The 24,760-nt window shown below is 35.0% G+C and carries 22 protein-coding genes and 1 tRNA gene; 10 read left to right on the top strand and 13 right to left on the bottom strand.

Annotated elements, in window-relative coordinates:
* Positions 1-273 precede the first annotated feature (273 nt).
* Genes COMX_RS02250 through COMX_RS02240 form a run of 3 tightly spaced genes read left to right on the top strand, consistent with a single transcriptional unit; the run spans position 274 to position 2,339 of the window.
* A complete protein-coding gene (locus COMX_RS02250) occupies positions 274-747 on the top strand; it encodes a low molecular weight protein-tyrosine-phosphatase (protein WP_034336534.1) in 474 nt (157 codons plus the stop codon).
* Entirely contained in the window at positions 744-1,556 is an 813-nt protein-coding gene (locus tag COMX_RS02245; protein WP_051461797.1) for a fructosamine kinase family protein, read from the top strand. The genes COMX_RS02250 and COMX_RS02245 overlap by 4 nt, the downstream gene beginning before the upstream one ends.
* Before the next feature lie 21 nt (positions 1,557-1,577).
* Positions 1,578-2,339: a class I SAM-dependent methyltransferase gene (locus COMX_RS02240; RefSeq protein ID WP_034336531.1), complete on the top strand. Its 762-nt coding sequence runs from the start codon at positions 1,578-1,580 to the stop codon at positions 2,337-2,339.
* 25 nt (positions 2,340-2,364) lie between these two features.
* On the opposite strand, the gene COMX_RS02235 is transcribed toward COMX_RS02240, so the two are convergent.
* Positions 2,365-2,805 (bottom strand): 5-fold beta-flower protein, encoded by a 441-nt coding sequence (locus COMX_RS02235; protein WP_034336528.1) that lies wholly within the window; start codon positions 2,803-2,805, stop codon positions 2,365-2,367.
* A gap of 86 nt (positions 2,806-2,891) precedes the next feature.
* Complete coding sequence (locus COMX_RS02230) at positions 2,892-3,764, bottom strand: nicotinate-nucleotide diphosphorylase (RefSeq protein ID WP_034336525.1); 873 nt, start codon at positions 3,762-3,764, stop codon at positions 2,892-2,894.
* Between the two features lie 337 nt (positions 3,765-4,101).
* Between COMX_RS02230 and COMX_RS02225 the strand changes: the two genes are divergently transcribed.
* On the top strand, positions 4,102-5,418 hold the full coding sequence (locus COMX_RS02225; RefSeq protein ID WP_152534145.1) for a multidrug effflux MFS transporter: 1,317 nt from the start codon (positions 4,102-4,104) through the stop codon (positions 5,416-5,418).
* Between the two features lie 59 nt (positions 5,419-5,477).
* Here the strand turns inward: COMX_RS02225 and mqo are convergent, their stop codons facing one another.
* Positions 5,478-6,965, bottom strand: a complete 1,488-nt coding sequence (gene mqo, locus COMX_RS02220; protein ID WP_152534144.1) for a malate dehydrogenase (quinone) — start codon at positions 6,963-6,965, stop codon at positions 5,478-5,480.
* A 381-nt stretch (positions 6,966-7,346) separates the two neighbouring features.
* Between mqo and COMX_RS02215 the strand changes: the two genes are divergently transcribed.
* Positions 7,347-8,195, top strand: coding sequence for an ABC transporter permease (locus COMX_RS02215; RefSeq protein WP_034336522.1), 849 nt, complete (start codon positions 7,347-7,349; stop codon positions 8,193-8,195).
* A 5-nt stretch (positions 8,196-8,200) separates the two neighbouring features.
* Positions 8,201-8,974: an ABC transporter ATP-binding protein gene (locus COMX_RS02210; RefSeq protein WP_034336518.1), complete on the top strand. Its 774-nt coding sequence runs from the start codon at positions 8,201-8,203 to the stop codon at positions 8,972-8,974.
* Positions 8,975-9,088: 114 nt separating this feature from the next.
* On the opposite strand, the gene COMX_RS02205 is transcribed toward COMX_RS02210, so the two are convergent.
* The 8 genes from COMX_RS02205 to ssb form a co-directional block, all read right to left on the bottom strand.
* Positions 9,089-10,789 carry an alpha-keto acid decarboxylase family protein gene (locus COMX_RS02205; RefSeq protein WP_034336516.1) on the bottom strand — a complete coding sequence of 567 codons (1,701 nt, stop codon included), beginning with the start codon at positions 10,787-10,789 and terminating at the stop codon, positions 9,089-9,091.
* Positions 10,790-11,338: 549 nt separating this feature from the next.
* Positions 11,339-11,414, bottom strand: a tRNA-Lys gene (locus COMX_RS02200).
* Between the two features lie 91 nt (positions 11,415-11,505).
* The gene (locus COMX_RS02195; RefSeq protein WP_034336514.1) at positions 11,506-11,982 is read right to left on the bottom strand and encodes a peptidylprolyl isomerase; all 477 of its coding nucleotides are present in this window, start codon (positions 11,980-11,982) and stop codon (positions 11,506-11,508) included.
* A 20-nt stretch (positions 11,983-12,002) separates the two neighbouring features.
* A complete protein-coding gene (gene coaD, locus COMX_RS02190) occupies positions 12,003-12,533 on the bottom strand; it encodes a pantetheine-phosphate adenylyltransferase (protein WP_034336511.1) in 531 nt (176 codons plus the stop codon).
* On the bottom strand, positions 12,530-15,313 hold the full coding sequence (gene gyrA, locus COMX_RS02185) for a DNA gyrase subunit A (protein ID WP_034336508.1): 2,784 nt from the start codon (positions 15,311-15,313) through the stop codon (positions 12,530-12,532). The genes coaD and gyrA overlap by 4 nt, the downstream gene beginning before the upstream one ends.
* Before the next feature lie 458 nt (positions 15,314-15,771).
* Positions 15,772-16,236, bottom strand: a complete 465-nt coding sequence (locus tag COMX_RS02180; protein WP_034336505.1) for a YhcH/YjgK/YiaL family protein — start codon at positions 16,234-16,236, stop codon at positions 15,772-15,774.
* Positions 16,237-16,242: 6 nt separating this feature from the next.
* Positions 16,243-16,584 (bottom strand): hypothetical protein, encoded by a 342-nt coding sequence (locus tag COMX_RS02175; RefSeq protein ID WP_034336502.1) that lies wholly within the window; start codon positions 16,582-16,584, stop codon positions 16,243-16,245.
* A 77-nt stretch (positions 16,585-16,661) separates the two neighbouring features.
* Positions 16,662-17,189 carry a single-stranded DNA-binding protein gene (ssb, locus tag COMX_RS02170; protein ID WP_034336499.1) on the bottom strand — a complete coding sequence of 176 codons (528 nt, stop codon included), beginning with the start codon at positions 17,187-17,189 and terminating at the stop codon, positions 16,662-16,664.
* 234 nt (positions 17,190-17,423) lie between these two features.
* Here ssb and COMX_RS02165 point away from each other — a divergent pair, with 234 nt between their 5' ends.
* From COMX_RS02165 to COMX_RS02155, 3 genes are all read left to right on the top strand, one after another.
* On the top strand, positions 17,424-18,200 hold the full coding sequence (locus COMX_RS02165; protein WP_235176742.1) for a class I SAM-dependent methyltransferase: 777 nt from the start codon (positions 17,424-17,426) through the stop codon (positions 18,198-18,200).
* 93 nt (positions 18,201-18,293) lie between these two features.
* Positions 18,294-21,173 carry an excinuclease ABC subunit UvrA gene (gene uvrA / locus COMX_RS02160; RefSeq protein WP_034338740.1) on the top strand — a complete coding sequence of 960 codons (2,880 nt, stop codon included), beginning with the start codon at positions 18,294-18,296 and terminating at the stop codon, positions 21,171-21,173.
* Complete coding sequence (locus tag COMX_RS02155; protein ID WP_034336496.1) at positions 21,163-21,705, top strand: hypothetical protein; 543 nt, start codon at positions 21,163-21,165, stop codon at positions 21,703-21,705. The genes uvrA and COMX_RS02155 overlap by 11 nt, the downstream gene beginning before the upstream one ends.
* A gap of 319 nt (positions 21,706-22,024) precedes the next feature.
* On the opposite strand, the gene COMX_RS02150 is transcribed toward COMX_RS02155, so the two are convergent.
* Both COMX_RS02150 and COMX_RS02145 read right to left on the bottom strand, forming a co-directional pair.
* A complete protein-coding gene (locus tag COMX_RS02150; RefSeq protein WP_034336493.1) occupies positions 22,025-22,333 on the bottom strand; it encodes a hypothetical protein in 309 nt (102 codons plus the stop codon).
* Positions 22,334-22,404: 71 nt separating this feature from the next.
* Entirely contained in the window at positions 22,405-23,661 is a 1,257-nt protein-coding gene (locus COMX_RS02145; RefSeq protein ID WP_051461793.1) for an SEL1-like repeat protein, read from the bottom strand.
* 749 nt (positions 23,662-24,410) lie between these two features.
* On the opposite strand from COMX_RS02145, the gene COMX_RS02140 reads away from it, so the two are divergent.
* A complete protein-coding gene (locus tag COMX_RS02140) occupies positions 24,411-24,749 on the top strand; it encodes a P-II family nitrogen regulator (RefSeq protein ID WP_034338735.1) in 339 nt (112 codons plus the stop codon).
* The last annotated feature ends 11 nt before the right edge of the window (positions 24,750-24,760 follow it).

Below are 24,760 nucleotides of genomic sequence, written 5' to 3'. Positions count from 1 at the left end.
CATAATAAGGTTTTATAATAATCGTTTGATAAAACATATTATTACGTAAAAGTAAGAGCTAACTTTTAATTAAATCTAATTTGAATATATTAGTTTGCTTATATCTATAATCATAATAAATTTCAATGTGCTAATGATTTAAGTTTGTAATAATAGTACATTATCAATTCATTTCTATTTAAAAATTAATAAAAAATTTGATTTTTAATTTACTTATCTGATCTAAAAAGCCTATATTTTAAGAAATATTTAAGATCAAATTGGGAACAAAAAATGCATTCTTCTTTTTCTGTGCTGTTTGTATGTCTGGGTAATATTTGTCGTTCCCCAATGGCAGAGGCCGCTTTTATTGCTGAAACTCATAAAAGAAAACTTAATATTTTGATTGATTCAGCAGGGCTAGGGGGATGGCATGTTAATGAACCCCCTGATATACGTACGATTAAAGAAGTTGCTCGACATAATATTGACATTCACCATTATCTGGGTCGGCAGATTCAGCCTGATGATTTTTTAAATTTCACTCATATTATCGGTATGGATCATAAAAATATCAGCCAATTAAAGAAACTATCACCTCCACAAAGTGAACATAAGATCTCTTTATTAATGGATTACACCCCTAATCATAAACGACAAGCTGTTGCTGACCCCTATTATGGGGATCAATCTGATTTCGAGGCAACATGGAATCAGATTTATTTAGGAATAACTTGTCTAGTTGATTATTTCGAGAAAAAATTATGAGTAAAATTTTATTAGTTGAAATTGCTGAAAAAGAACTTAAAAAAAAAATCGAAAAAGCTCAACCTTTAACACAAGGTGATCTTTCAGAAACGATATTAATTAATACCAATGATGGAAGAAATTATGTCATTAAAAATGGTTTTTCCCCAGTCATTGAAGGAAATATGCTAAGATTTTTAGCAGAGCACCATATTGATGTACCAGAAGTCATTTTCGCAAATGCTAACATTTTGATTATGGAAGCTATTCAAGAAACAAATTGCCTCTCCAAAGATGCATGGCAAAACCTAGCCTTTACTTTAAATAAACTTCATCAGATAGATCATAGCGCATATGGATGGAAAGAAGATTACGCTTTTGGTAAGGTCAAAATAACCAATCAGTTTTGTAATAATTGGGTTTTGTTCTGGGGAAATAATCGCCTTGCTTGTTTTCTTGATCATTTACCCTCCAAAATTGCTAGCCAACTGGAAAAATTAATTCGTAATTTAGGCCATTATATTCCTAACAATCCTCCTATTTCTTTATTACATGGTGATTTATGGTCTGGTAACATTATTACTCATATTAACCGTCCATATTTAATTGATCCTGCCTGTTACTTTGGGCATAACGAAGTCGATATTGCTATGTTAAATATATTCGGAAGTCCACCAAATGCCTTTTATAATAGCTATTCTTTACTAGAACCCAACTGGCAAGAACGTTTACCTGTTTATCAACTTTTTCCTGCAATGGTGCATTATGTTTTATTTGGAGATTACTATCTGCAAATGATTCAAACTTTACTAGATCGTTTAAAATTATAATTTTTAAAGTATGTTAATATTATGGCCAATACCCCTCAAGAATACGTTGCAAACACATATAACCCAAGAGCACACAGTTATGTCAGTAGCCAAGTTCATGCTTCTGGACCTGATTTAGAGCAAATCAAACATTTATTATCAAATCAACAGAATGCTTCTGTGCTAGATTTAGGGTGTGGAGGCGGTCATGTCAGCTATAATGTAGCATCATTAGTAAAAAGTGTTATTGCTTGTGACGTCAGCCAAAAAATGTTGGATGCTGTACAGCAAACAGCTAAAGAAAAATCTTTATTTAATATTACGACCCAAAACGCCCCTGCAGAATCCCTCCCTTTTGCTGATCAGCAATTTGATTGGGTTATTAGCCGTTTTAGCAGTCATCATTGGCATAATCTGGCCCAGGGGATCTATGAGATTCAACGTGTCTTGAAACCAACAGGAACGGTAGTTATTATTGATACTATTTCCTCTTTGGATAAAACGACTGATAGTTTTTTACAAACGATTGAATTATTAAGAGATCATTCACACGTCAGAAATTATAATTTATCAGAATATACAAATCTATTTTCTATTTATGGATTAAAATTAACGAATATCACCCAACGTGATCTGGATTTAGAATTTGATAGCTGGATTGCCAGAACAAAACCATCTGAAATTTGTATTCAAGCTATTATCGAACTTCAAACAAAAGCGCCTGCTCATGTCAAAGTAGATCTTAAATTTAAAGAAGATCATAGTTTTAGCCTACCTACGGCAACATTTATATTGCGTAAATAAGCTAAAACAAAAAATATTAGATAAATTAATGCTTTAACAACATAATTGCACCTATGATGTTTCCTGGATCTACCTTACCGATCAAAGAAGCATCTGGCGCATAAACATTACCATCTTTTTGTAAATGGCCAATCACTTGACGTTTTGCGTCATAGATATTTCCATTAGTAGCGTCATATTGACCGACTTGAACATTGGTTTTGTCAAAAATCGTACCACGATTATCAACGCGCCCTACTAATTTATTATCAGATCCAAAAACAGAACCATCTTGCTCTACCCTGCCGTTAAAACCTGTAACGTTATCATAGATATTCCCACGATCATCGATATGAGCAACTTCTTTACCTGTATTATTATAAATCTGGCCTTTTGCCATGATTTTAGGCGCTGAAAGCATTAATACAGCCCCTGCAACAGCCATCACGAATGTTGTTTTATTTTTAGTTAAAAAATTTAACCGCATGATTTATATCCTTTTTCTATGAATAATAGGTAGGATAACAGAACAAAAAAAACAAACAAGAGTTAGATTACTCTACATGATCAAAATTAATCGTCTAAATAAGACAATGCATAACTGATAATAGAAATTTTTTTTCCAAAATCATCCATAATAATTCGCTCAATTCCTATTTGTGCTATTTGCTTAATATTACTTAAATGGACATTGCCATAGGCTTCTAATGTTATTTTCTCTTTAACAAGCTCTTGAGCTTGTGCAAGTTGTTCTAGGGTGAAAAAACATAACTTGATGTTTTTGATACCTAATTTTACTACCTCTGAAAGCTCTTGATAAGAAGAAACTTCAACCTTAATAAAATCAATAGAATAATGACAAAGTGCTTGTTTTAATGCAGCAGATATTCCATTTAATAAATGGATATGCCCTCTTTTGATCAAACATGTACCATCGTCAAGAACACTATATCCTTGCGCCCCCCCAATATGAACAGCATATTGTTGAGATAGTGTACATCCAGGAATATTCAAATAATCATAATATAAAAGTGATTTAGTTCCAGATACAAGCTCTGCATAATTACGGGCTTGTGTCGTTAAAGAAGAAAATAAACTTAGAAAATCTAGAATTATTTTTTCTTTTCCAATAATTTCTTTGGCTTTACCATAAATAGTGCAAATTTTATCACCACCTAAAACTGTTGCCCCCTCAATCGCATGCCATTGAATATTACCCGTAAAGTGAATTTTTTCAAGCAAACCATCAACCCAAGGGGCACCACATAAAACACAATCTTCTTCAGCGATAATCCTCAAGACGATTGACTGATCTATATCAGCAAAAATATTGTCTGGTTTTAATTCTGCCAGAGCTTGTGTTATTGTTTTATCTAACTCTCGATTTAACTGTTCATCCATAGGTTGAAAAGGGTTAACAAGATCAGATTTTAGGATAGAAAACATAATTTACTCTTTGTATTTTTTTAATAAGCCATTGTTAAAATAAAGATACTATTATATCTCTTACTCATTACAATATTGTGGTTTTAAACCATAAAATGTATAACTAGCGTATGAGTGAGTATTAAATTCAAATCTTTTATTCGAATAAGGCTTTGCGTTCTTTATAAAATTAAGGTAAACAAACAGTGAACAACTTGCGATTAATATCACAGTTATAACCGTCTGTTTATGTATTGTTTTATAAAACCTTATAAACCATTAGATTAATTTTATCTAAAATCCATAATATAACAGTCCATTATTGTAAAATTTTATCTTACTTTGCGGAAATTAAATCTTGAGCGATATCTCTACGACACCCCCTTCAACAATGAATAGTTTTAATGAAAAACTATCTATATGGGTCATTATTATACTTGGTTTGCTGACGGCTATTGGGCCTTTGGCAACAGATATGTATTTGCCTGCTTTTCCACAAATCAATGAAGATTTAGCTGGATATGGTGATGGTGCAGCCAAAATGACTCTGACGGTATGGTTTATTGGGTTGGCACTCGGCCAACTTTCAATTGGACCAATATCAGATCGTTTGGGACGTAGGGCTCCCCTCTTGATTGGAATTATTGTATTTACCATTGGCTCTATTGGATGCGCAATTTTCTCTGATTTTTATGTTTTTTGCTTTTTTCGCTTTTTGTCTTCACTGGGCGGTTCAGCAGGAATGGTTATACCAAGAGCAATGGTCAGAGACATTTCATCAGGCTCTAAAGGAATTAAGATTATGGCGCAACTGGCCCTCGTCAGTTGTATCGTCCCAATTGTTGCCCCAACTCTGGGGGGACTGATTGTTATCAAATTTCCTTGGCAAATCTTGTTTTGGATCATGGGTATATACGGAATTATTGGCAGTTTTATAGTATACTTTTATCTACCTGACACATTAATGCACAGATATCGCATCTATTCTTCTATAAGATCTATTTTTTGGCGTTATATTCGTATTGTTCGTGAACCTATTTTTTTTACCAACACAATGATTACTGGCTTTGCCCTTTTTATGATTTTTGCTTATCTAAGCGGTACACCAGATGTTCTGAGTAAATCAATGGGATTTACAAAGTTACAACTTGCAATATGGTTTGGAATTAACTCTTTTATTATCGCAGCATGTAACCAAGTAAATGGTTTATTATTAAATAAAATTCGCCCTTATATTATGTTAAATATCGCAACAAATATAGCTTTTGCGACCAGCATTTTGTTTATCATTATTTGCTTATTACCCATCCCTTTAAATACTTTAGGTATCGTTCTTCACTGCGCCCCAATTGTTATCATCATGGGATGTTTAGGATTTGTATTCCCTAATTGTACCATATTTGCTTTTATCCTTCATGGTCGACGTGTTGGCAGTGCATCTGCGTTATTAGGCACCATTCAATTTCTTCTTGGAGCTGTAAGCAGCTGGATGATGAGCAAACTCCCTTCTACCAATATGTTATCTGTGGCAATAGGGGTATTTATTGGTGTTTTAGGAATGTTTTTATTTAACTTATGGCGAAGAAATACAACAAGAACGATCATAAAAAAAATGAAAGTCGGTGTTCAGCAAGGGCAGCATAATTATTATGCTTTCTTAAAAGATTTAGACTGATCAATCAAAATAAAAACCCACTAATAAGTGGGTTTTTATTTACATAATCATACAAAATCCTAGTGTAATTGTAAGGTTTCATTAGCAAACGCATGCACTTTATTGTAAAGATCAGAATTTTTTTGTAACTCTGCTTCACGTGCGGGGAAAATTTTCTTAATTTTATCTGCCCAAGGCCCTTTGACTTGTTCTGGGAAACAATTCTCAATTAGGTTCAACATCACGGAGACTGATACTGATGCTCCTGGTGAAGCCCCCAATAAAGCCGCCAAAGACTTGTCCTGAGCCGTAATAACTTCTGTACCCATTTGTAAAATAGAGCGACCATTTTGATCTCTCTTGATAATTTGTACACGTTGACCTGCTATTTGTCGTTTCCAATCGCTTTCTCTAGCAAGAGGATAAAACCGATGTAAGGCGTTCATCCGTTTTTCCATTGTCTGCATACTTTGATCCACCAAATAGCGAATAAAATCAAGATTATGAATACCAACAGAAACCATAGATTCAATATTATCTAATCGCACAGAAGATATTGCGTCAAAATAAGAGCCTTTCTTCAAGAACTTAGTGGTAAATCCAGCATAAGGTCCAAATAGAATAGATGTTTTTCCATCAATAATTCGCGTGTCTAAATGCGGGGCAACAACTGTTGGCAATCCTTCTGTAGACAACCCATAAACTTTAGCATGATGCTGTTCAACAATTTCAGGATTATCGCAACGTAACCACTGCCCGCTGACTGGGAAACCACCCACTCCACGTCCTTCAGGAATGCCAGATTTTTGCAACAATAATAAAGCTGCACCACCAGCACCGATAAATACAAACCGAGAACGAATGAGGGTTTCTTTTCCAGTGATAACATTTTTACTTTTTATTTCCCATAGCTCACCAACACGTTTGATATCTTCTACTTTTTCACAATATCCAACTTCAATATTTTGTTGTTCATCTAAATGATTAAGTAACTTGTGAGTCAACGCGCTAAAACTGACGTCTGTGCCCCCTTCAACACGAGTTAACGCCATTTTTTCTGTTGCTGGTCTGCCATTAGCAACCAACGGAGCCCAATCTTTAATTTGTTGATGATCATCAGAAAAAACCATCTTATCAAAACCAGGGTGCTGGCGGAGCTTTTCATAACGTTGCTTTAAAAAAGCAACATTTGCTTGTCCTTGAACGAAACTACAATGAGGAACTGGATTAATAAAATCTGAAGGCGTTTTAAAAGCACCATCTTTAACGAGATGGCTCCAAAAAGATCTGGAAACCTCAAACTGAGCATTTGTAAAAATAGCTTTTTTTAAGTTAATTTCTTGTCCAGGAATAAAGGGGGTGTAATTTAATTCACATAAACCCGCATGGCCAGTTCCTGCATTATTCCATGCGCTAGAGCTTTCTTCTGCTCCCGTACTACGCACTTCTAAAATGGCCATTTTAATGTCTGGATTAAACTCTTTTAATAATGCACCTAAAGTAGCACTGACAATACCAGCACCAACTAAAACTGCATCTTTAACTTCATTTGTAGATATATTTTTCATTTTACCGCACGTTTATGTTGCCAAGCAGAATCTCTTATCGTTTAAACAATATACTCCAGAATTAAAATTTGGCCTATATGAAGCCTGATAATATTTTCGAGAACAGAAAAGTTTAAATAAATAAAAAATATTAAAAGGTTAATACTGATATATAGGTAAAAATAAATTATATTTACTTTGATAATTATAGTAATTAATAAAATATACTTATTTTATTCATAAATAAAAAAGTATAAAATAATTATAATTACATAAACACTTACTATCCCTTGCAATAAACTATAGAAAGATATTTAGTCCTTTCTCATTTGAAGATTTTACAGTAAAATTAATCTTATTATTGATATAGTTCTTTACCTTATATCCTCCAAGGACACGATGATGTCGGATCAAGATCCAACAATAGCCAAAGAGCCTGTTATTGACTTGCGCTCTGTCAGCCTAAATCAAAATATTAAACTTGCTTTACTTGACTTACTACAAGGAATAAAGCAATGGCGAATTGGTTGGAAATTAGGTTTACTTGATATTAAATTACGCTATCGTGGTTCCATACTTGGACCTTTATGGATTACAATCATTATGGGGACTAAGATCACAACTATTGGTATTCTATATGCTTTTTTACTTCATCTTGATTTAAAAAGCTATTTTACTTACGTATCAATATCAATTGTATTATGGACATATATCAGTAGCATGATTAACGACAGTTGTAATATCTTTACAAATGCCAGAACACTGATTTTATCACAACGTATCCCTTTTAGTATTTGTGTGTGGCGTACAATCTTTGCCAATATTCTTATTCTTGGACATAATTTACTAGTTATCATAGTTGTTTTTACTATTTTTAAAATTGTTCCACATTCATTATATTTACTTTTACCTGCTACCTTTTTATGGATCATGGATAGCCTTGCCATAGGGATTTTATTTGGAATTCTTGGAACTCGTTTCAAAGATATTCCTCCTATTATCTCTGCTTTTACCCAAGCTTTTTTCTTTATTACTCCTATAATTTGGAAAGCAAGCTCTCTACATTTTAATAGTAATTATATTTTGCTTAATCCTTTTTACCCTTTATTTGAAATTGTAAGATCGCCTATATTAGGAGAAAGTCTTTCTTATTCTATATGGCTGGCTGCCATTGGATATAGCCTTATTTTATGGATTTTGGCTTTATTCATTTTTAGCAAAACTCGTTTTCGTATTCCCTACTGGATGTAATCGTCATGCCCAGTATTTCTGTAAAAAATCTTTCTATTTCTTTTCCGCTGTACCATGAGAATACACGCAACTTACGTAAAATGACTCATTTATTTGTTTCAGGGCGTTTAAAGAAAGATGAACATAAAAAAATTCTTGTTCAAAGCCTTCGAGATATTAACTTTACCCTTAATCAAGGAGATAGAGTTGGATTGGTTGGTCAAAATGGTGCTGGAAAGACCACATTGTTACGAACAATGGCTGGAATTTATGAGCCTATCGTAGGACATATTCGTATTGAAGGAAATATTAGCACTTTGCTTGATCCTACTGTTGGTATGAATTTTGAGTTAACCGGAAGGGAAAACATTCGCCTCAAATGTTCTATTAATGGGTATTCAAAAAAACAAACTAAGGAGATTGAAGAGAGTGTTGCTGAATTTTCCGAGCTAGGTAATTACCTAGACCTTCCTGTCAGAACATACAGCTCTGGTATGCAATTAAGACTTGGTTTTGGTTTAACAACCGCAATTGATCCACAAATACTAATGATGGACGAATGGTTCTTAACAGGCGATGCTGGTTTTATCTTAAAAGCAACCAAACGTATTGAGCAAATTGCACAAAATTCGCAAATTCTAGTTATTTCTACTCACTCAGCAGAAATTATTGCTAAATGGTGTAATCGCGTTTTATGGCTTGACCAAGGCTATTTAAAAATGGACGGCACACCTCAAGAAGTCTTACCTATTTATTTAAATAAACCTTATGATGAAATCATAGAAAATTTAAAAGAGTAGCTGAACCTAATATAGCTTGTCCCCTACATCAACTAAAATATAAAACTCCCTTTATTATAATAATAAAGGGAGTTTTTAATATCCTAAGTCTCTAAATACTTAATTTAGAACATACTAGAATGTTTGGAATTTACGAGGTGCTCTACCATTTGCTTTAGCAACCTTTTTGCCCCAAACAACAAGATCAGGAGAACAATCTTGAGCATCAATATCAACTTCAATCAATGTTGGGCCATCTTTATGAGCCAATGCTGTTTGCATTGCTTTTTCAAGCTCGGCACCATTTTTCGCCTTTAATCCAAGACCTTTACCGTCTTCCGCATTAAACACATTAATCAAACCTGCATAATCCCAGTTTTTAATGCGATTATACGGACCATCATGAATTTTAACTTCGATTGTATATCCACTATTATTAATAAGAATAATAATAATAGGAATATTACGACGAATCATCTGACATACTTCTTGTGCAGTCAATTGAAATGATCCATCACCAACCATGATAATATTACGACGATTTGGTTCTGAAACTGCATATCCGAACATAGAAGGTATAGACCAACCAATATGTCCCCACTGCATTTCAGACTCTACACGCGCACCATTAGGAAGTTTAAAATGCATACCATGGAACCATGAATCCCCAGTTTCCAAGTATATAGTTGTATCTTTATTTATAGCACCTTGGATTTGACGGCAAAGTTCAACTGTTGTTAATGGTGCTTTACCATCTGCAACAGGAACTTGTTTTACTGGAATTTTTTTAGCTTTGAATTGATCTAAAGATGTCGTGTTCTTTTTAACGCAAGAAGTCAATACAGGAATAAAATCTTTCAAGTAAACGCCACTAAATTCTTTGTGACCAACCCGTGTATGATGTGAAGAAATAAGAATATCATTCTCACCAACTAATTTACATGTCCAACCGACTGTTGAATAATCGTTGAATACAGCACCGATATAAATACGACAATCTGATTCACGAACTAACTCTTCAACACCAGGTGAGCTAATTTCACCCCAAAATGTACCTACATATTCAGCTTCTTCTTCAGGAGACAGACCTTTGGCTTGAGCCATAGTAGCCACTGCACAACCTAATTTTTTAGTTAGTTCAGCAACCTTTTTGGAAACTGCACACCCTGCAGAGCGAATCTTACCACCGATAATAACAACTGGGCTTTTTGCTTTCTCTAAAGCATCTAAACAAGCCTTAGCTGCAGCTTTTAAGCTTTCATCATCACTAATAAGACTGTTGGTGATGCTACTGATTGGTCCAGGCTCTGTACAAGGTTGATTAGCCACATTACATGAAATTTCAATATAAGCGGGCTTACGATTACGAAGCGCAGAACGAATAGCATGATCAATCAAACATGGTGCTTCATCAGCATGTGCAACTGAAACAGCTTCACACGTAATTTGCTTTGCCATATCCATTTGATAGCGATAATCAGAATATCCCATGGTATGATGTAAAATATGACCACTTCCATAGTCATTATTATTAGGAGCACCAGAAATTAAAAGTAATGGAAGGTTTTCAGCGAAAGCACCACCCACAGCATTAAAAGCACTGAATGCGCCAACACTAAATGTTACAACTGATGCACCCATTACTCGAGAACGTGCATAACCCTCACCTGCAAAACCGCAGTTTAATTCATTACAACAATAAACTTGCTCTAAATCTTCTACTTTTGCCATTTCATCGAGCAACGTCAGATTATAATCGCCTGCAACAGCAAAGACATGGTTCAAGCCCAACTGTGCTAAACGAGTAGCAAGATATTGACCTACAGTATATTTCACAAAAAATCTCCTATGAGTATATGTTTACACTCTAATTTTCTTATTTAAATACTAATGTTTTAAAATGATTTTCATCTAATCAAAATAATAGTTATTATATTAACGCATCATGAAAAACATTAATGAAAAAGCAGCGTAAATAACTTTCTTTAGCCTAACATATGCGTCTCCAAATCGCAACATTGTGATCCTAAAGAAGTCCTTTAAACGACATTTATGAGATCCGATTAAATTTAGAAAACACAATAAATATTATCTCATTGTGTATAAGTATGAATAATAATATTTCATTGACCCTTTTTTGAATAATTAAATTACTTTACCAAGCTAATCTAGGTATATTCGCCAAATATATTTTAATTAGAAATAAAAAAATAAATTAAATTTCATTATAAAATTTTAACTAGAATCGAACAAGATAATAAGAAGAATTTATTAGGGATTACTTAAAAGTTTGATATTTAGTTACTGGTGTAGTAATAAATCTTTACTATATATTAATAATGGTATATTAATATTTTATCAAAACTTTTCAAGACTAGGTTGTCTTGGTGAGCCGGGAGGGATTCGAACCCTCGACCATTCGATTAAAAGTCGAATGCTCTACCAACTGAGCTACCGGCTCTTCTTTTTTGAGACCGCTTGTATCAAGCGATGAACATTGAAATAGTGGTTATTTCAAAGGAAGTCAACCACTATTTTCATTTTTTTAAAAATTATTCTGTCACAACAGACATTTTAATAATTTGGTCAGGATGGTTTACTATACCATTAGCTCCAGCACCGCGTTTAATTTGATCGACAAACTCCATACCTTCAATAACTTGACCGACAATTGTGTATTGTCCATCCAAATGATGTGCATCGTCGAACATGATAAAGAACTGACTATTGGCACTATCTGGATCCATAGTGCGTGCCATTCCGATCATGCCTCTATGGAATGATTCGTCTTTTGTGAACTCTGCTTTTAAATCTGGCAGATCACTTCCTTGCATACCAGTACCACTGGGATCTCCACCCTGAGCCATAAAACCTTCGATTACACGATGAAAAGGGGTATTGTCATAAAAACCTTGCTCTGCCAACGTCAACAAGCGTTCAGCAGCTAATGGAGCTAAATCTGGACGTAATTTAATTTTTACAATTCCATGCTTTAATTCCATTTGAAGTAATTTACTTTCTGTACTCATTTTTTCTCTCTTTATAAAAATTAAATCGACTGTCGTAATTTATTAAGCGTTGTTTTAGGTACAAAAGAAGAAATATCCCCTCCAAGACGTGCTACCTCTTTAACAACACTTGACGCAATACTACGGTTTTGTTCTGTTGCAACTAAAAAAATAGTCTCAATATCAGGAGCCAAACGTTGATTCATCAAACACATTTGAAATTCCATATCGAAATCTGTAGCTTGTCGTAATCCTCTAATAATTACACTTGCATTATGTTCTTTAACACAATCAACTAATAAATTACCAAAGCCAACTACTTTTATTGCACACTCACCATTACCCAATATGCGATAGTCTTCTCCGAACTCCTCAACTAACGCAGCATGAATACATTCAACTCTTTCTTCTAATGACCATAAAGGGCTTTTATTTTCATTAAGTGCTACACCAATGATCAATTTATCAACCAAACCTACAGCTCGTTTAATAATATCTAAATGACCATTTGTAATAGGATCAAATGTACCTGGATAAAAACCTATACGCGTTGTTTCCTTGCTATTAATCATTCTATAATTTGTGCTCCATCATTTTCTTGACCTGCAACACTATCACTCTCTTCCTCATCCACAGAATCGTCAATCACAGGAAATACACTGCTAACAGTCTCACCATCATCAATACGGAACAAAGTAACCCCCATACTGGTACGAGATGTAATACGAACCTGATTAACAGGAACACGAATCAAACGCCCTTTATCTGTGACCAACATCACATCTGTATTATCAAGAACAGCAAAAGTAGCGACAATTTCCGTGCCATTTCTACCTGCCAAATTCATATTAGATAATCCCAAACCACCACGACCACTGACACGATAATCATAAGCCGTTGAACGCTTACCAAACCCAGCATTAGTTACTGTTAACAAAATCTCTTCAGCATGTTGTAACTCGCTCAAACGTTCTGTCGTAAGTTCAGTATCCGAACTGCCATCCTCTTCTTCTACTTCGAAAACCTCTTCTATATCTTCCGCCACATCTGCATTTTCTGCACGACGTTTAGCATTACTATAACGAATATAAGCAGTTCTCTCTGCAACAGAAGCATCCACATGATTTAAGACACACATAGACATCACTTCATCATCGTCTGCCAAGCGAATACCACGCACCCCAGTGCTGGCGCGCCCTGCAAATACTCTAACTGTATCGTCAGTGATTTGGAAACGAACTGCTCGCCCCTTTTTAGAAGCAAGGAATATATCTTGACCCTCGCGACAGGTTGCAACACCAATTAAACGCTCATTTTCATCTAGTTTCATTGCAATCAAGCCAGAAGAACGAATATTACCAAAATCACTCAGACGGTTACGTCGTACCCCTCCTTTAGAGGTCGCAAAGACAAGATGAAGGTTTGGCCACATTTCCTCGTCTTGAGGCAATGGCAATACTGCTGTAATTTCATCCCCACCTAAATCAGGTAAAAGATTAACCAAAGCACGACCTTTAGATGTTGGGCTTGCTTCTGGTAAATGCCAAACTTTTACACGATAGGCCTTCCCTCCTGAAGAAAAGAAAATAACCCACTGATGTGTATGTGCATTAAAGGAACGTGTGATAATATCATCCCCTCTTCTGCCAGCACCTTTACGACCACGGCCGCCTCTATTTTGAGACCTAAATGTTTCCAATGATGTACGTTTAATGAAACCATCTCTGGTAATTGTAACCACCATTTGACCTGGTTCAATCAGGCTTTCATCGGTTTGATCGCCTTCATAATCCACAATCTCAGTCGCACGTGGACATCCAATTTCCCCACGAACACGTAACAGTTCGTCTCTCATAATTTCCATGCGGCGAATATGGCTAGCAATAATTGCCAATAACTCTTCAATCCGTTTAGAAACTTCAATCAATTCGCTTTGAATTTTTTCGCGTTCCAACCCAGTTAATCGTTGTAAACGCAACTCTAAAATACCACGAACCTGTGTTTCGCTAAGATAAACACGTCCATCGGCTAGGATATTACCGTCATCTTGAATTAAATCTAAATAAGATTGAATATCTGCTGCTGGCCATGAACGCTGCATCAGTTGTTCACGTGCTGTAGCTGAATCAGGCGCAGAACGAATTAATGCAATAACTTCATCAATATTTGCAACAGCTAACATTAGTCCAAGCAATAAATGAGCGCGGTCTCTTGCTTTATTCAGTTCAAACCTTGCTCGACGTAAAATAACCTCTTCACGGAACGAAATAAACGCTGTTAACGCATCCTTTAACCCCAATAACTGAGGTTTACCATTATTCAACGCCAACATATTCACACCGAATGATGTTTGTAGCTGAGTAAAGCGATAAAGTTGATTTAATACAACATCAGGGGTTGCATCGCGTTTAATTTCGATAACAATCCGCATTCCTGAACGATCACTTTCGTCACGAATATCAGACACACCCTCAATTTGCTTGGCACGCACTAACTCTGCAATTTTTTCCTGCAATGTTGCTTTATTAACCTGATAAGGGATTTCAGTAATAATGATTGCTTGGCGATCTTTACGAATTTCTTCGATATTAGCACGTCCACGTATCAAAACAGATCCACGACCTGTAGCATACGCACTTCGAATACCTGAACGACCAAGAATAATACCACCAGTAGGAAAATCAGGCCCTGTTACAATTTGCATAAGTTCTGGCAAATCCATTTCTGGATTTTCAATCAACGCCAAAGTCGCATCGATAATTTCAGTTGGATTGTGCGTTGGAATATTCGTTGCCATTCCCACCGCAATCCCAGATGCGCCATTAATCAGCAAATTAGGATAAGTTGCTGGAAGAATAACAGGTTCTTCCTCTGTTTCATCATAGTTTGCCTGGAAATCGACCGTATCTTGATTGATGTCTTCTAGTAAAAAAGTAGCAGGTTTGCCTAAACGCGCTTCGGTATAACGCATCGCCGCAGGAGAATCCCCATCAACAGACCCGAAATTCCCTTGCCCATCCACTAAACGAACGCGCATTGACCAGTGTTGAGCCATTCTTACCATGGCATCATAAATCGATGAATCCCCATGAGGGTGATATTTACTCATCACATCCCCAACCGCACGAGCTGATTTACGATAGGGTTTATCAGCGGTTAAACCACTTTCAAACATAGAGTACAAAATACGACGATGAACAGGCTTTAACCCATCACGAACATCTGGCAAAGCACGACTAACAATAACTGACATGGCATAAGCCAAATAAGAGGTTTGCATTTCCTCTTCTACGGTTACAGGAACAATATCAGTCAACGAAGTAGGAAGGGTATTTTCTGGCAAGTCGGTCAAGGTAAGTCCAGTATAAATTATAATTATTATAAATTTTTAAAATCTAATCAAAAAAAATAAAGCACTTTAAAGCTTTGATAATCCTTTATTAACACAATATACATCAATATTAATAAATGGCTGTTTGGGCTTTATAAACGCTCTATCTCAAGACGATGATTAATTGTATTAACTATAATTTTTTTATATGAAAATTACAAGCAAGACTTGCTTAATATGAAATAAAGCACTCATAAATTTAGCTCTTTTAAAGAGTGTATTGCGCCTTATTTCAAAATTAAGGGAGGGATTACAGCTTAAATACTCGAAAAACTGTATAACTTAGCTAAACCCCTAAACGCTTAGGTATAATACAACCATAAAACACCTAATGTAATATGGATAAAACCTATAATTTATCAAAAATAAGTAAAACTAACTCATAAATATTACGTTCTTATAATATAAATTAAACTCATCTATAATTCGTCAACCGCAATTTTTACAATAATTTTACGAATAGACACCGGTTGTGTTACGCAACAGCAAGGCCTATGAATGTCATGTGGAAATAAAATGACATAGCTTCCCGGAAACAACTCAACAAAAGTTTCATGCTTCACTTCTTCGTAAAATTGAATATCTTTACCTAGTGCAAAAGGTTTATAGATGGGATTGTCTTGCGTATCGATAGCCGTGCCTATATATTCCACCCCAGAAATTAAATAATGAATATCAAGATATTTTTGGTGCTGCTCAGGCCTAGATTCTTCTTTTAGATGTGTAATTGTATCAACAACTTCTGCAAATATTTTTTCACCATCTATATCTATCTTTCCAGGAACTAATTGATGTAAATCAAGGTTTCGTAAAAACTCAAGCCCTCTATTTAAGATTGGTGGCAATGGGAAAGGTAAATTAGAATCAATATGCCAAAGTATCATTTAAAACTATCCATATAAATCATCATTTTCTTCTAAAGGTTTATCTATTTCGCGAATCTCTTTAGGTCTACTGAGTAAACAAAATAACATGCAAGGAATAGATAATGCCAATAAAATCATGCCAATTGAAAAAGCATAATCTTTATTTACTAAAGCATTAAAAACACCTTTATTCATATTTGTTGGGTAATCAGCCGCAAAATAAATCTCGTGATATCCCCAACATATTATCCCAGCCATCATCATAATAATAGTTATTGTAATTAGTTTTTTATGTCTGCTTCTGCCATATTGAGAAAGAAGCAAAAGAATAAAAGTAAAAATTAAAAAAAGAAGAACAAAAAACATATTATGAATACTTAACCGTTCAGTTTTTATAGTTTTAATATTAACATCACAAAATTAATAAAATTAATTCGTTATTTTTAGAATGGGATTTCATCATCTAAATCGTTATTTCCTGGCATAGAAGAATCCCAACCACCACCGCTTTCTTTATTTTTAGAAGAGGAAGATATAGCTGGACGTGACGTTGGCGCCATTGGAGGAGAAGAAGCATAATCATCACCATATTGTCCCATATCATCTCCACCACCACTGCGGTTACTATCAAGCAACACAAGCTCGCCACGGAAACGATCTACAACAATTTCAGTTGTATAACGTTCCATCCCTTGTTGATCAGTCCATTTACGGGTTTTTAATTGCCCTTCGATAAAAACTTTACGCCCTTTGCGCAGGTATTTTTCTGCCACATCAGCCAATCGTTCATTGAAAATAACAACGCGATGCCATTCCGTAATTTCACGACGTTCACCAGTTTGACGATCATTCCAGCTGTCACTGGTCGCCAGGGTCAAATTAACAACTTTTGTGCCCATCTGAGTATTACGAACGTCTGGATCTTTTCCTAAATTACCGACCAAGATTACTTTGTTAACACTGCCAGCCATTATTTCTTTACCTTATCAAATTTTTTTCAAATACACTTCTTTATACGTTTTTCTTTGCATAAGTTCAAAACTTTTAATTATTTTCGCAAAAGCTATTTATATGATGCTTTTTAGTTATTATATTAATCTATCTATATTAAAAAGACCAAAGAGTTTTACGAGGTAAACTCTTTTAACTACTTTAATTTTTAGAAATATTTGAATAATATAATAAAGGTCGAAGAGTTTTTAGATATGCAAGAACTTATTAAATACACTCATTGCCCCCTTTGCCATGATACAAAAATGACGTTAATTCGTAATGAAAACTGTCAAAATCATCAACGCTGGATCGCTCCACTGTCTACTCAAATGGTGTGGTTATCATGTAATTCTTGCAAACATATTTTCAGAGAAGGCTATTATACGCCAGAAGCTCTCGAAATCCTCTTTAAAGGTACCAATCCCGAACAACAAGTTGGATATCAAATTGAAAAGCAAAGACTTGTTTCTGCAAGAATGATTGATAAAGTTATCCCTTATCAAAATCATGGTGTGTGGCTAGATGTCGGTTTTGGTAATGGCTCTTTGTTATTTACAGCTTGTGAATACGGTTTTAAACCTATTGGTATTGATTTAAGAGAAGAAAATGTTACGAAATTACAATCATACGGTATCACAGCCTATAAAACAAACTTACTTCACGTCGATAGTGATGATCCCATTTCAGTAATCAGCATGGCTGACGTTCTTGAACATATCCCTTATCCCAAAGAGGCCTTGCAAAAAACTTTTGAATTATTGGGAAATAAAGGCGTATTATTTCTTTCCTTACCTAACTCTGAATCAATCATTTGGAAAATTCGTGATGCTCAAAACATCAATTATTGTTGGAGTGAAATGGAGCATTACCACAATTTTTCAAGAACAAGACTATATAGCTTATTAAAAGAATGTGGTTTTATCCCAGTCAAATACGGTATCAGCGAAAGATATGGTATGGGTATGGAAATCGTTGCTATCAAAAAATAATCTAAATCATACTCTTTTAATCAAGAATAGCATGATTTCTATTCAAAGTTATATTAGTATTCTCTAACACCCTTAAACTTTATGTATAAAATCATGAATTCAAAAAAAATATCTCCTCTTACTACAATTGTTGTAAGAGGTGCAAAAGTCCATAATTTAAAAAATATTGATGTTAATATCCCCAAGAATCAACTCACTGTCATTACCGGCCTATCTGGTTCAGGAAAATCATCACTAGCTTTTGATACAATTTATGCTGAGGGTCAAAGACGTTACGTCGAAAGCCTATCGGCTTATGCTCGCCAATTTTTGGAACTCATGGGCAAACCAGACGTTGAATCAATTGAGGGTTTATCTCCTGCTATTTCGATTGAACAAAAAACAACCTCTAAAAACCCACGTTCAACAGTTGGAACGATTACAGAAATTCATGATTATATGCGCTTGTTATGGGCACGGGCAGGAACTCCTTACTCCCCTGCTACAGGACTACCCATCGAAGCTCAAACTGTCAGCCAAATGGTTGATCGGATTATGGAGCTACCTGTACAAACTCGATTAATGCTATTGGCTCCTGTAGTTCGTGCACGAAAAGGCGAGTATAAAAAGGAGCTGGCAGAGCTGCAACGCAGAGGGTTTACGCGCGTCAAAGTTGACGGAAGTTTATATGATATTGATGATGTTCCAAACTTAAACCGCAAAATTAAACACACAATCGAAATAATTATCGATCGTGTTGTTATAAAACCAGAAATCGAAGGCCGCCTTGCGGATAGTTTTGAAATTGCACTTTCTTTATCTGATGGATTGGCCAGCGTAGAAGAAGTATTGCGTGATGATGAAAAAAGAAAACCTCTGACATTAAGCTTCTCGGCCAGATATTCATGCCCAGAAAGTGGGTTTACCCTTGAAGAGATAGAGCCTCGACTTTTCTCTTTTAATGCACCGCAAGGGGCATGCACTGCCTGTGATGGTATCGGCACAGAAAGCTTCTTTGATCCACAGCTTATCGTTCCAAATTCTACACTATCTTTGAAAGATGGTGCGATTTTAGCGTGGAAAAATACATCTATGCCTTATTATCAACAAGCATTGGAAAGTATTGCTAAACATTTTAAACTCAATAGCGATACACCATGGGAAAAAATTCCCAAAGAAGTTCAAGATACTATTTTATATGGTTCACAAGATGATATTCCCATTACGTATCATGACGAAAAACAATCTTATACATTAAATCAACCCTTTGAAGGCGTGATAAAAAATCTAGAAAAACGCTATCATGCAACTGACAGCCACTCTGTAAAAGAAGAGTTAAATAAATATCGAGCCGACTATCCTTGTAAAACGTGCCATGGGGCAAGATTAAAACCAGAAGCGTTATGCGTAAAGGTTGATCAAAAAAATATTGCTGAGATATCTGAACTTCCTATTCAACAAGCCCTAGATTGGTTTTCTAGTGTTGAAGGAACGCTTTCTCCACAAAAGGCTGAAATTGCACATCGTATCTTAAGAGAAATTATTGAGCGTTTACACTTCCTAAATGATGTAGGCCTTGATTATTTAACATTATCACGTGGTTCAGCCACCTTATCAGGTGGAGAAAGCCAACGTATTCGACTGGCTAGTCAAATAGGCTCTGGTTTGACAGGCGTTTTATACGTTCTTGACGAACCTTCAATTGGTCTACATCAAAGAGATAATGAGCGTTTATTGGGAACATTAGAACGCCTTAAAGGTCTTGGTAACACTTTGATCGTTGTTGAACATGACGAAGATACCATCAAAGCTTCTGACTATCTGATTGATATGGGGCCTGCTGCTGGGATTCTAGGTGGAGAAGTAGTTGCTGTTGGCACACCACAAGAAGTTGAAAATAATCCCAAAAGCCTGACAGGTGATTACTTAAGCGGCCGAAAATCTATCCCAGTCCCAGAAAAACGTCGAAAACCGAACAAAAAGCAATTATTAACACTTTCGGGAGCCACAGGGAACAACCTAAAAGATATCAGCGTTGATTTTCCTTTAGGAACCTTTATTGCTATTACAGGTGTATCTGGAGGTGGCAAATCTACTTTAATCATTGATACTTTATATAAAGCACTCTCAAGACAATTAATGGGGTCAAATGCAGTTCCATCCCCATATAAAATTATCAAAGGGTTGGAACATCTAGATAAAATTATTGATATTGACCAATCCCCTATTGGCCGTACACCTCGATCAAACCCAGCAACTTACACTGATCTATTTACTCCTATTCGAGAATGGTTTGCTGAACTTCCTGAAAGTCGTGCCAGAGGTTATAAACCAGGACGTTTTTCCTTTAACGTCAAAGGAGGACGCTGCGAGGCTTGTCAAGGCGATGGGGTCATCAAGATCGAAATGCATTTCTTACCCGACATGTTTGTGACTTGTGACGCTTGTAAAGGGGCAAGATATAACCGTGAAACCTTAGAGATTAAATTCAAAGGCCACTCAATCGCCGATATTTTAAACCTATCTGTTGATGAAGCTGTACCATTATTTGAAGCAGCCCCACGTATTTATGATCGTTTAAACATCTTAAAACAAGTTGGGCTTGGTTATATTCATCTAGGACAGCAAGCCACTACTCTTTCAGGAGGAGAAGCACAACGAATAAAACTTTCCAAAGAATTGGCAAGACGCGCCACAGGAAGAACACTTTACATTCTTGATGAACCAACAACAGGATTACATACAGAAGATGTGCGTAAATTGTTAGAAGTTCTACATACATTGGTTGAGCAAGGAAATACTATTATTGTGATTGAGCATAATCTGGAAGTCATTAAAACAGCTGACTGGGTTATTGACCTTGGGCCAGAAGGTGGAAGTGGTGGTGGGCAAATTGTTGCTACAGGCACCCCTGAAAATATCGCCAAAGTCAAACAAAGTTATACGGGGAAATTCCTAAAGCCAATTTTGAACAAAAAAAATAATGCTAATTGATAAATATTTGCATTCTTATCACTTTAGTGAACAGCACTCTATTATCGTTAATTCAACACCGATTAAGGTATTATCCGCTGCTGTTCATTATGATACTCAAAGTGATTATTTATTTAAAATTGCAATAATATTACGAGAATTACCCAATAGAATTCTAAAGAAAGATAACACTCAAACAATAAAATCCTTTAGCATGAAGCAATTCACATGTCTTGAAAAAGTGAATGAACAAGAAATTGTTTTCGGTTTATTAGGGCGCTTTTGGGAAATAAACTATGGATTAAGTCCTTGTCAACATACTCAAGACTTCATATCATTTAACCAACCTAAGTCAGCAAAGCTTGTTTTAAACTTTCACGTCACGCCTTTGAAACATGGGAAAACATTACTATCAACTGAAACAAGAGTATTTTGCATTGATAAATATTCTCTGCGAAGTTTTTCATATTATTGGTATTTAATTAGACCTGTCAGTGGAGTTATAAGGCATAGAATGTTAAAGGCCATAGCCAAAAATTGTCAAAATCTCTAAATATCATTTTGTTTGGTTATATAATGAACCAATAACCCACTATGTTTAGTCTCAAAAATTAAAACTGTTTATCGATAATCTTAACTCAACTAGCTCAATAAGAATATCAAATTTACTTTGGTGTTCTTGAACATTTCTCAATACTTTCCAGTTTATTATTTTTGAGCAAAAACTGACAATCATGATATTCTTTGAACGTATCATTTTTAAAGTAACGTGCTATCAAAAGTCTACTATTCTTTTGATAAAATAACTGAATAAAAGTATTTTTACCTTCATCTGGATTAGATGTGAATTGATCCAGTAAGGCTGATAAATCTTATTTATTTTCTAGATTGTTAAGCGTATAATAACGGCATCCTGCACCACAACTATGCAATCCAAGGTAATATTGCCCTGCAAAATTAATCTTTACTGGATCAACACGTTTTCCCAACTCATCAACCCACATGTCTCCTTTGTAAGTATATCCTGATGGGATCTGAATAGGTTCCTTAGAAACATCTATTTTATACTGATCAAATAGCACCTGATTTTTGTTGGAAGAGTTAACATCAGTTGCCAATGCATTATTGATGCTGCTTCCAAAGAGTAAAATAGGAAATAAAAATAATTTATAAAATTTCATCAAATTCTCAAAATATAATAATAAGTTCATAATGTTAACGGTATGATTAATATATAATTATCATAATATTTTTATTGAAGCTCACCGTATGACTGACAACCTTGTTGGTTTTTATTTATGCATGCTTGTTTAAAATACTCCTTGGCTTTATTTATATCTTTAGGAACACCATTACCGTCGTTATACATTACACCAAGGGCATATTGAGCATCGGCATTATTTTGCGCTGCAGCTTTCTCAAACCAGTCTTTTGCTTGGAAAACATCTTCATCAACACCATTGCCATTGTAGTACATGGCGCCTAAGTTAAACTGAGCAAGAGCATTTTTTTGTTGTGCAGCTTTCTCTAACCATCTTTTCCCTTCGACATAATTTACTGGGCCACCTTGACCATTAACATACATCAAACCAACGTTACACTGAGCCTCGGGGCCTCCTAATTCTGCAGCTTTTTCATACAATTCCTTTGCCTTGATATAACTTTGAGGGACACCTTTACCTTCATAATACATCAAACCGATATTGACTGTAGTAGCATCATATCCCATTGCGAGAGCTTTCAGAAAATACTCCATTGCCTTTTGATAATCTTGTGGCACCCCATGACCATCGTAATACATCAAACCCAGATTATTAAATGCACCTGTACTGCCATATTTAGCCGCTTCTTCGTATAGTTTTTTGGCTTTATCATAGTCTTTGGTAACGCCTTTCCCCTCATCATACATTAAGCCAAGCCCATTATTAGCACGGCCATATCCTTGCTGAATTGCTTTTTGAAACAACTCCTTACTCTTTACATAGTTATGAGGCAAAATTTTACCTTCATAATACATTAATCCTAAATTCACTTGTCCCCGTGCATCTCCTAAAGAAACAGACTGTTCAAACAACTCTTTGGCTTTATCATAATCTTGAGGAACGCCATTACCTGTATAATACATCCACCCAAGGTCTGCTAATGCTCTTGAATCTCCTTGTGCAATGGATTTTTCAAAGAGTTCTTTTGCTTTGGTATAATCACGAATACCACCACCTCTATTTTCATAATACATATACCCCAGTTCATCTTGTGCTCTGGCATTCCCTTGATTAGCAGATTTTTCAAAATATTCTTTGGCCTTAGTATAATCCGCAGCTTTACCTTGGCCTGTTAAATATATTAACCCAAGGTCAAGTTGTGAATTAGCATCCCCTTGATTTGCTTGCTGTTCTAAAACTGTTATATCTTTAGAAGTTATGGAGGTATTTTGCGCTTGAGCGAATGTGATTGGTAAAAAAGACAAAAAGCAAATTGCAAGTAATGTTTTTTTATTGGTATGCATCATGAATTATATTCCAAATTATTATTTTGTAATAATAATTGGATTTATATCAGTTTTATGGAAAATATTATATATTGTTTAGAGCTATTTTATATTTCACGACTCTATTCGAAAATTATTTATACTTTAAACACCGACTGGTAAAACCTGAATTCAATTTAAAAAAAATTAAAATTGATCCAAAACCTAAACTTCGTTTTTTTGGGAGCACTTAATACATTTGAACAACATTAGAATGAGCTTCGGTATTTTTTTCAAAGTATCTGACAATAATCAAGCGATCTTATTAAATTGTCAAAACATACCGAATATGCAAACACACACTCTTGGAAAATAAAATAGCCAACAATCGAATTCGAGCAAAAAAAGAACAACAACAGAGACTATTTAATACAATTTGCGATCACATTACGCTCATTTTTCAAGCGTATTAATTTTTTATTTATTAAAATATTTTCAATTATAAACTCTAAATTAATATTTCGAGTGATATGAATTTAAGCACGTATTTTACTAATAAACCTCATTAATCTTACCTTTAAAATTATATTGCTTATAAAACAGACAGTCTGCTTAATTATTAGGCATATACAACGCTTATTTTCTAGTGTTTTCCTAATATTTCAATTTAATTTTTTACTGGACAACCCTGTATAAAATAGCTTTTAATATGCCCAGAAAAGACTAAATGACGCTATCTGAATAATTAAGCAAATCCTTTTGCTTAATTTTATTTAAGAGAAAATAGAATGATAAAAAAAATTGAAGCTATTATTAAACCTTTTAAATTAGATGAGGTTAAAGAAGCTTTACAAGAAATTGGTTTGCAAGGAATCACTGTTACCGAAGTAAAAGGTTTTGGCAGACAAAAAGGACATACCGAGCTTTATCGCGGTGCCGAATATGTTGTTGATTTCTTACCCAAAGTAAAGATTGAGCTGGTTTGTAGCGAAGATTTAGTAGAACGTGCAGTTGAAATTATTATGAATACAGCACGCACAGGTCGCATTGGTGATGGAAAAATATTTGTAATCCCTGTCGAAAATGCCATTCGTATCCGAACAGGAGAAAGTGGCACCGAAGCTTTATAATTACTATCATT

It is taken from the genome of Commensalibacter papalotli (ex Servin-Garciduenas et al. 2014) (assembly GCF_000527695.1).
GTDB classification, from domain to species: Bacteria; Pseudomonadota; Alphaproteobacteria; order Acetobacterales; family Acetobacteraceae; genus Commensalibacter; species Commensalibacter papalotli.
This window is presented reverse-complemented; position numbering and strand designations above follow the sequence as displayed.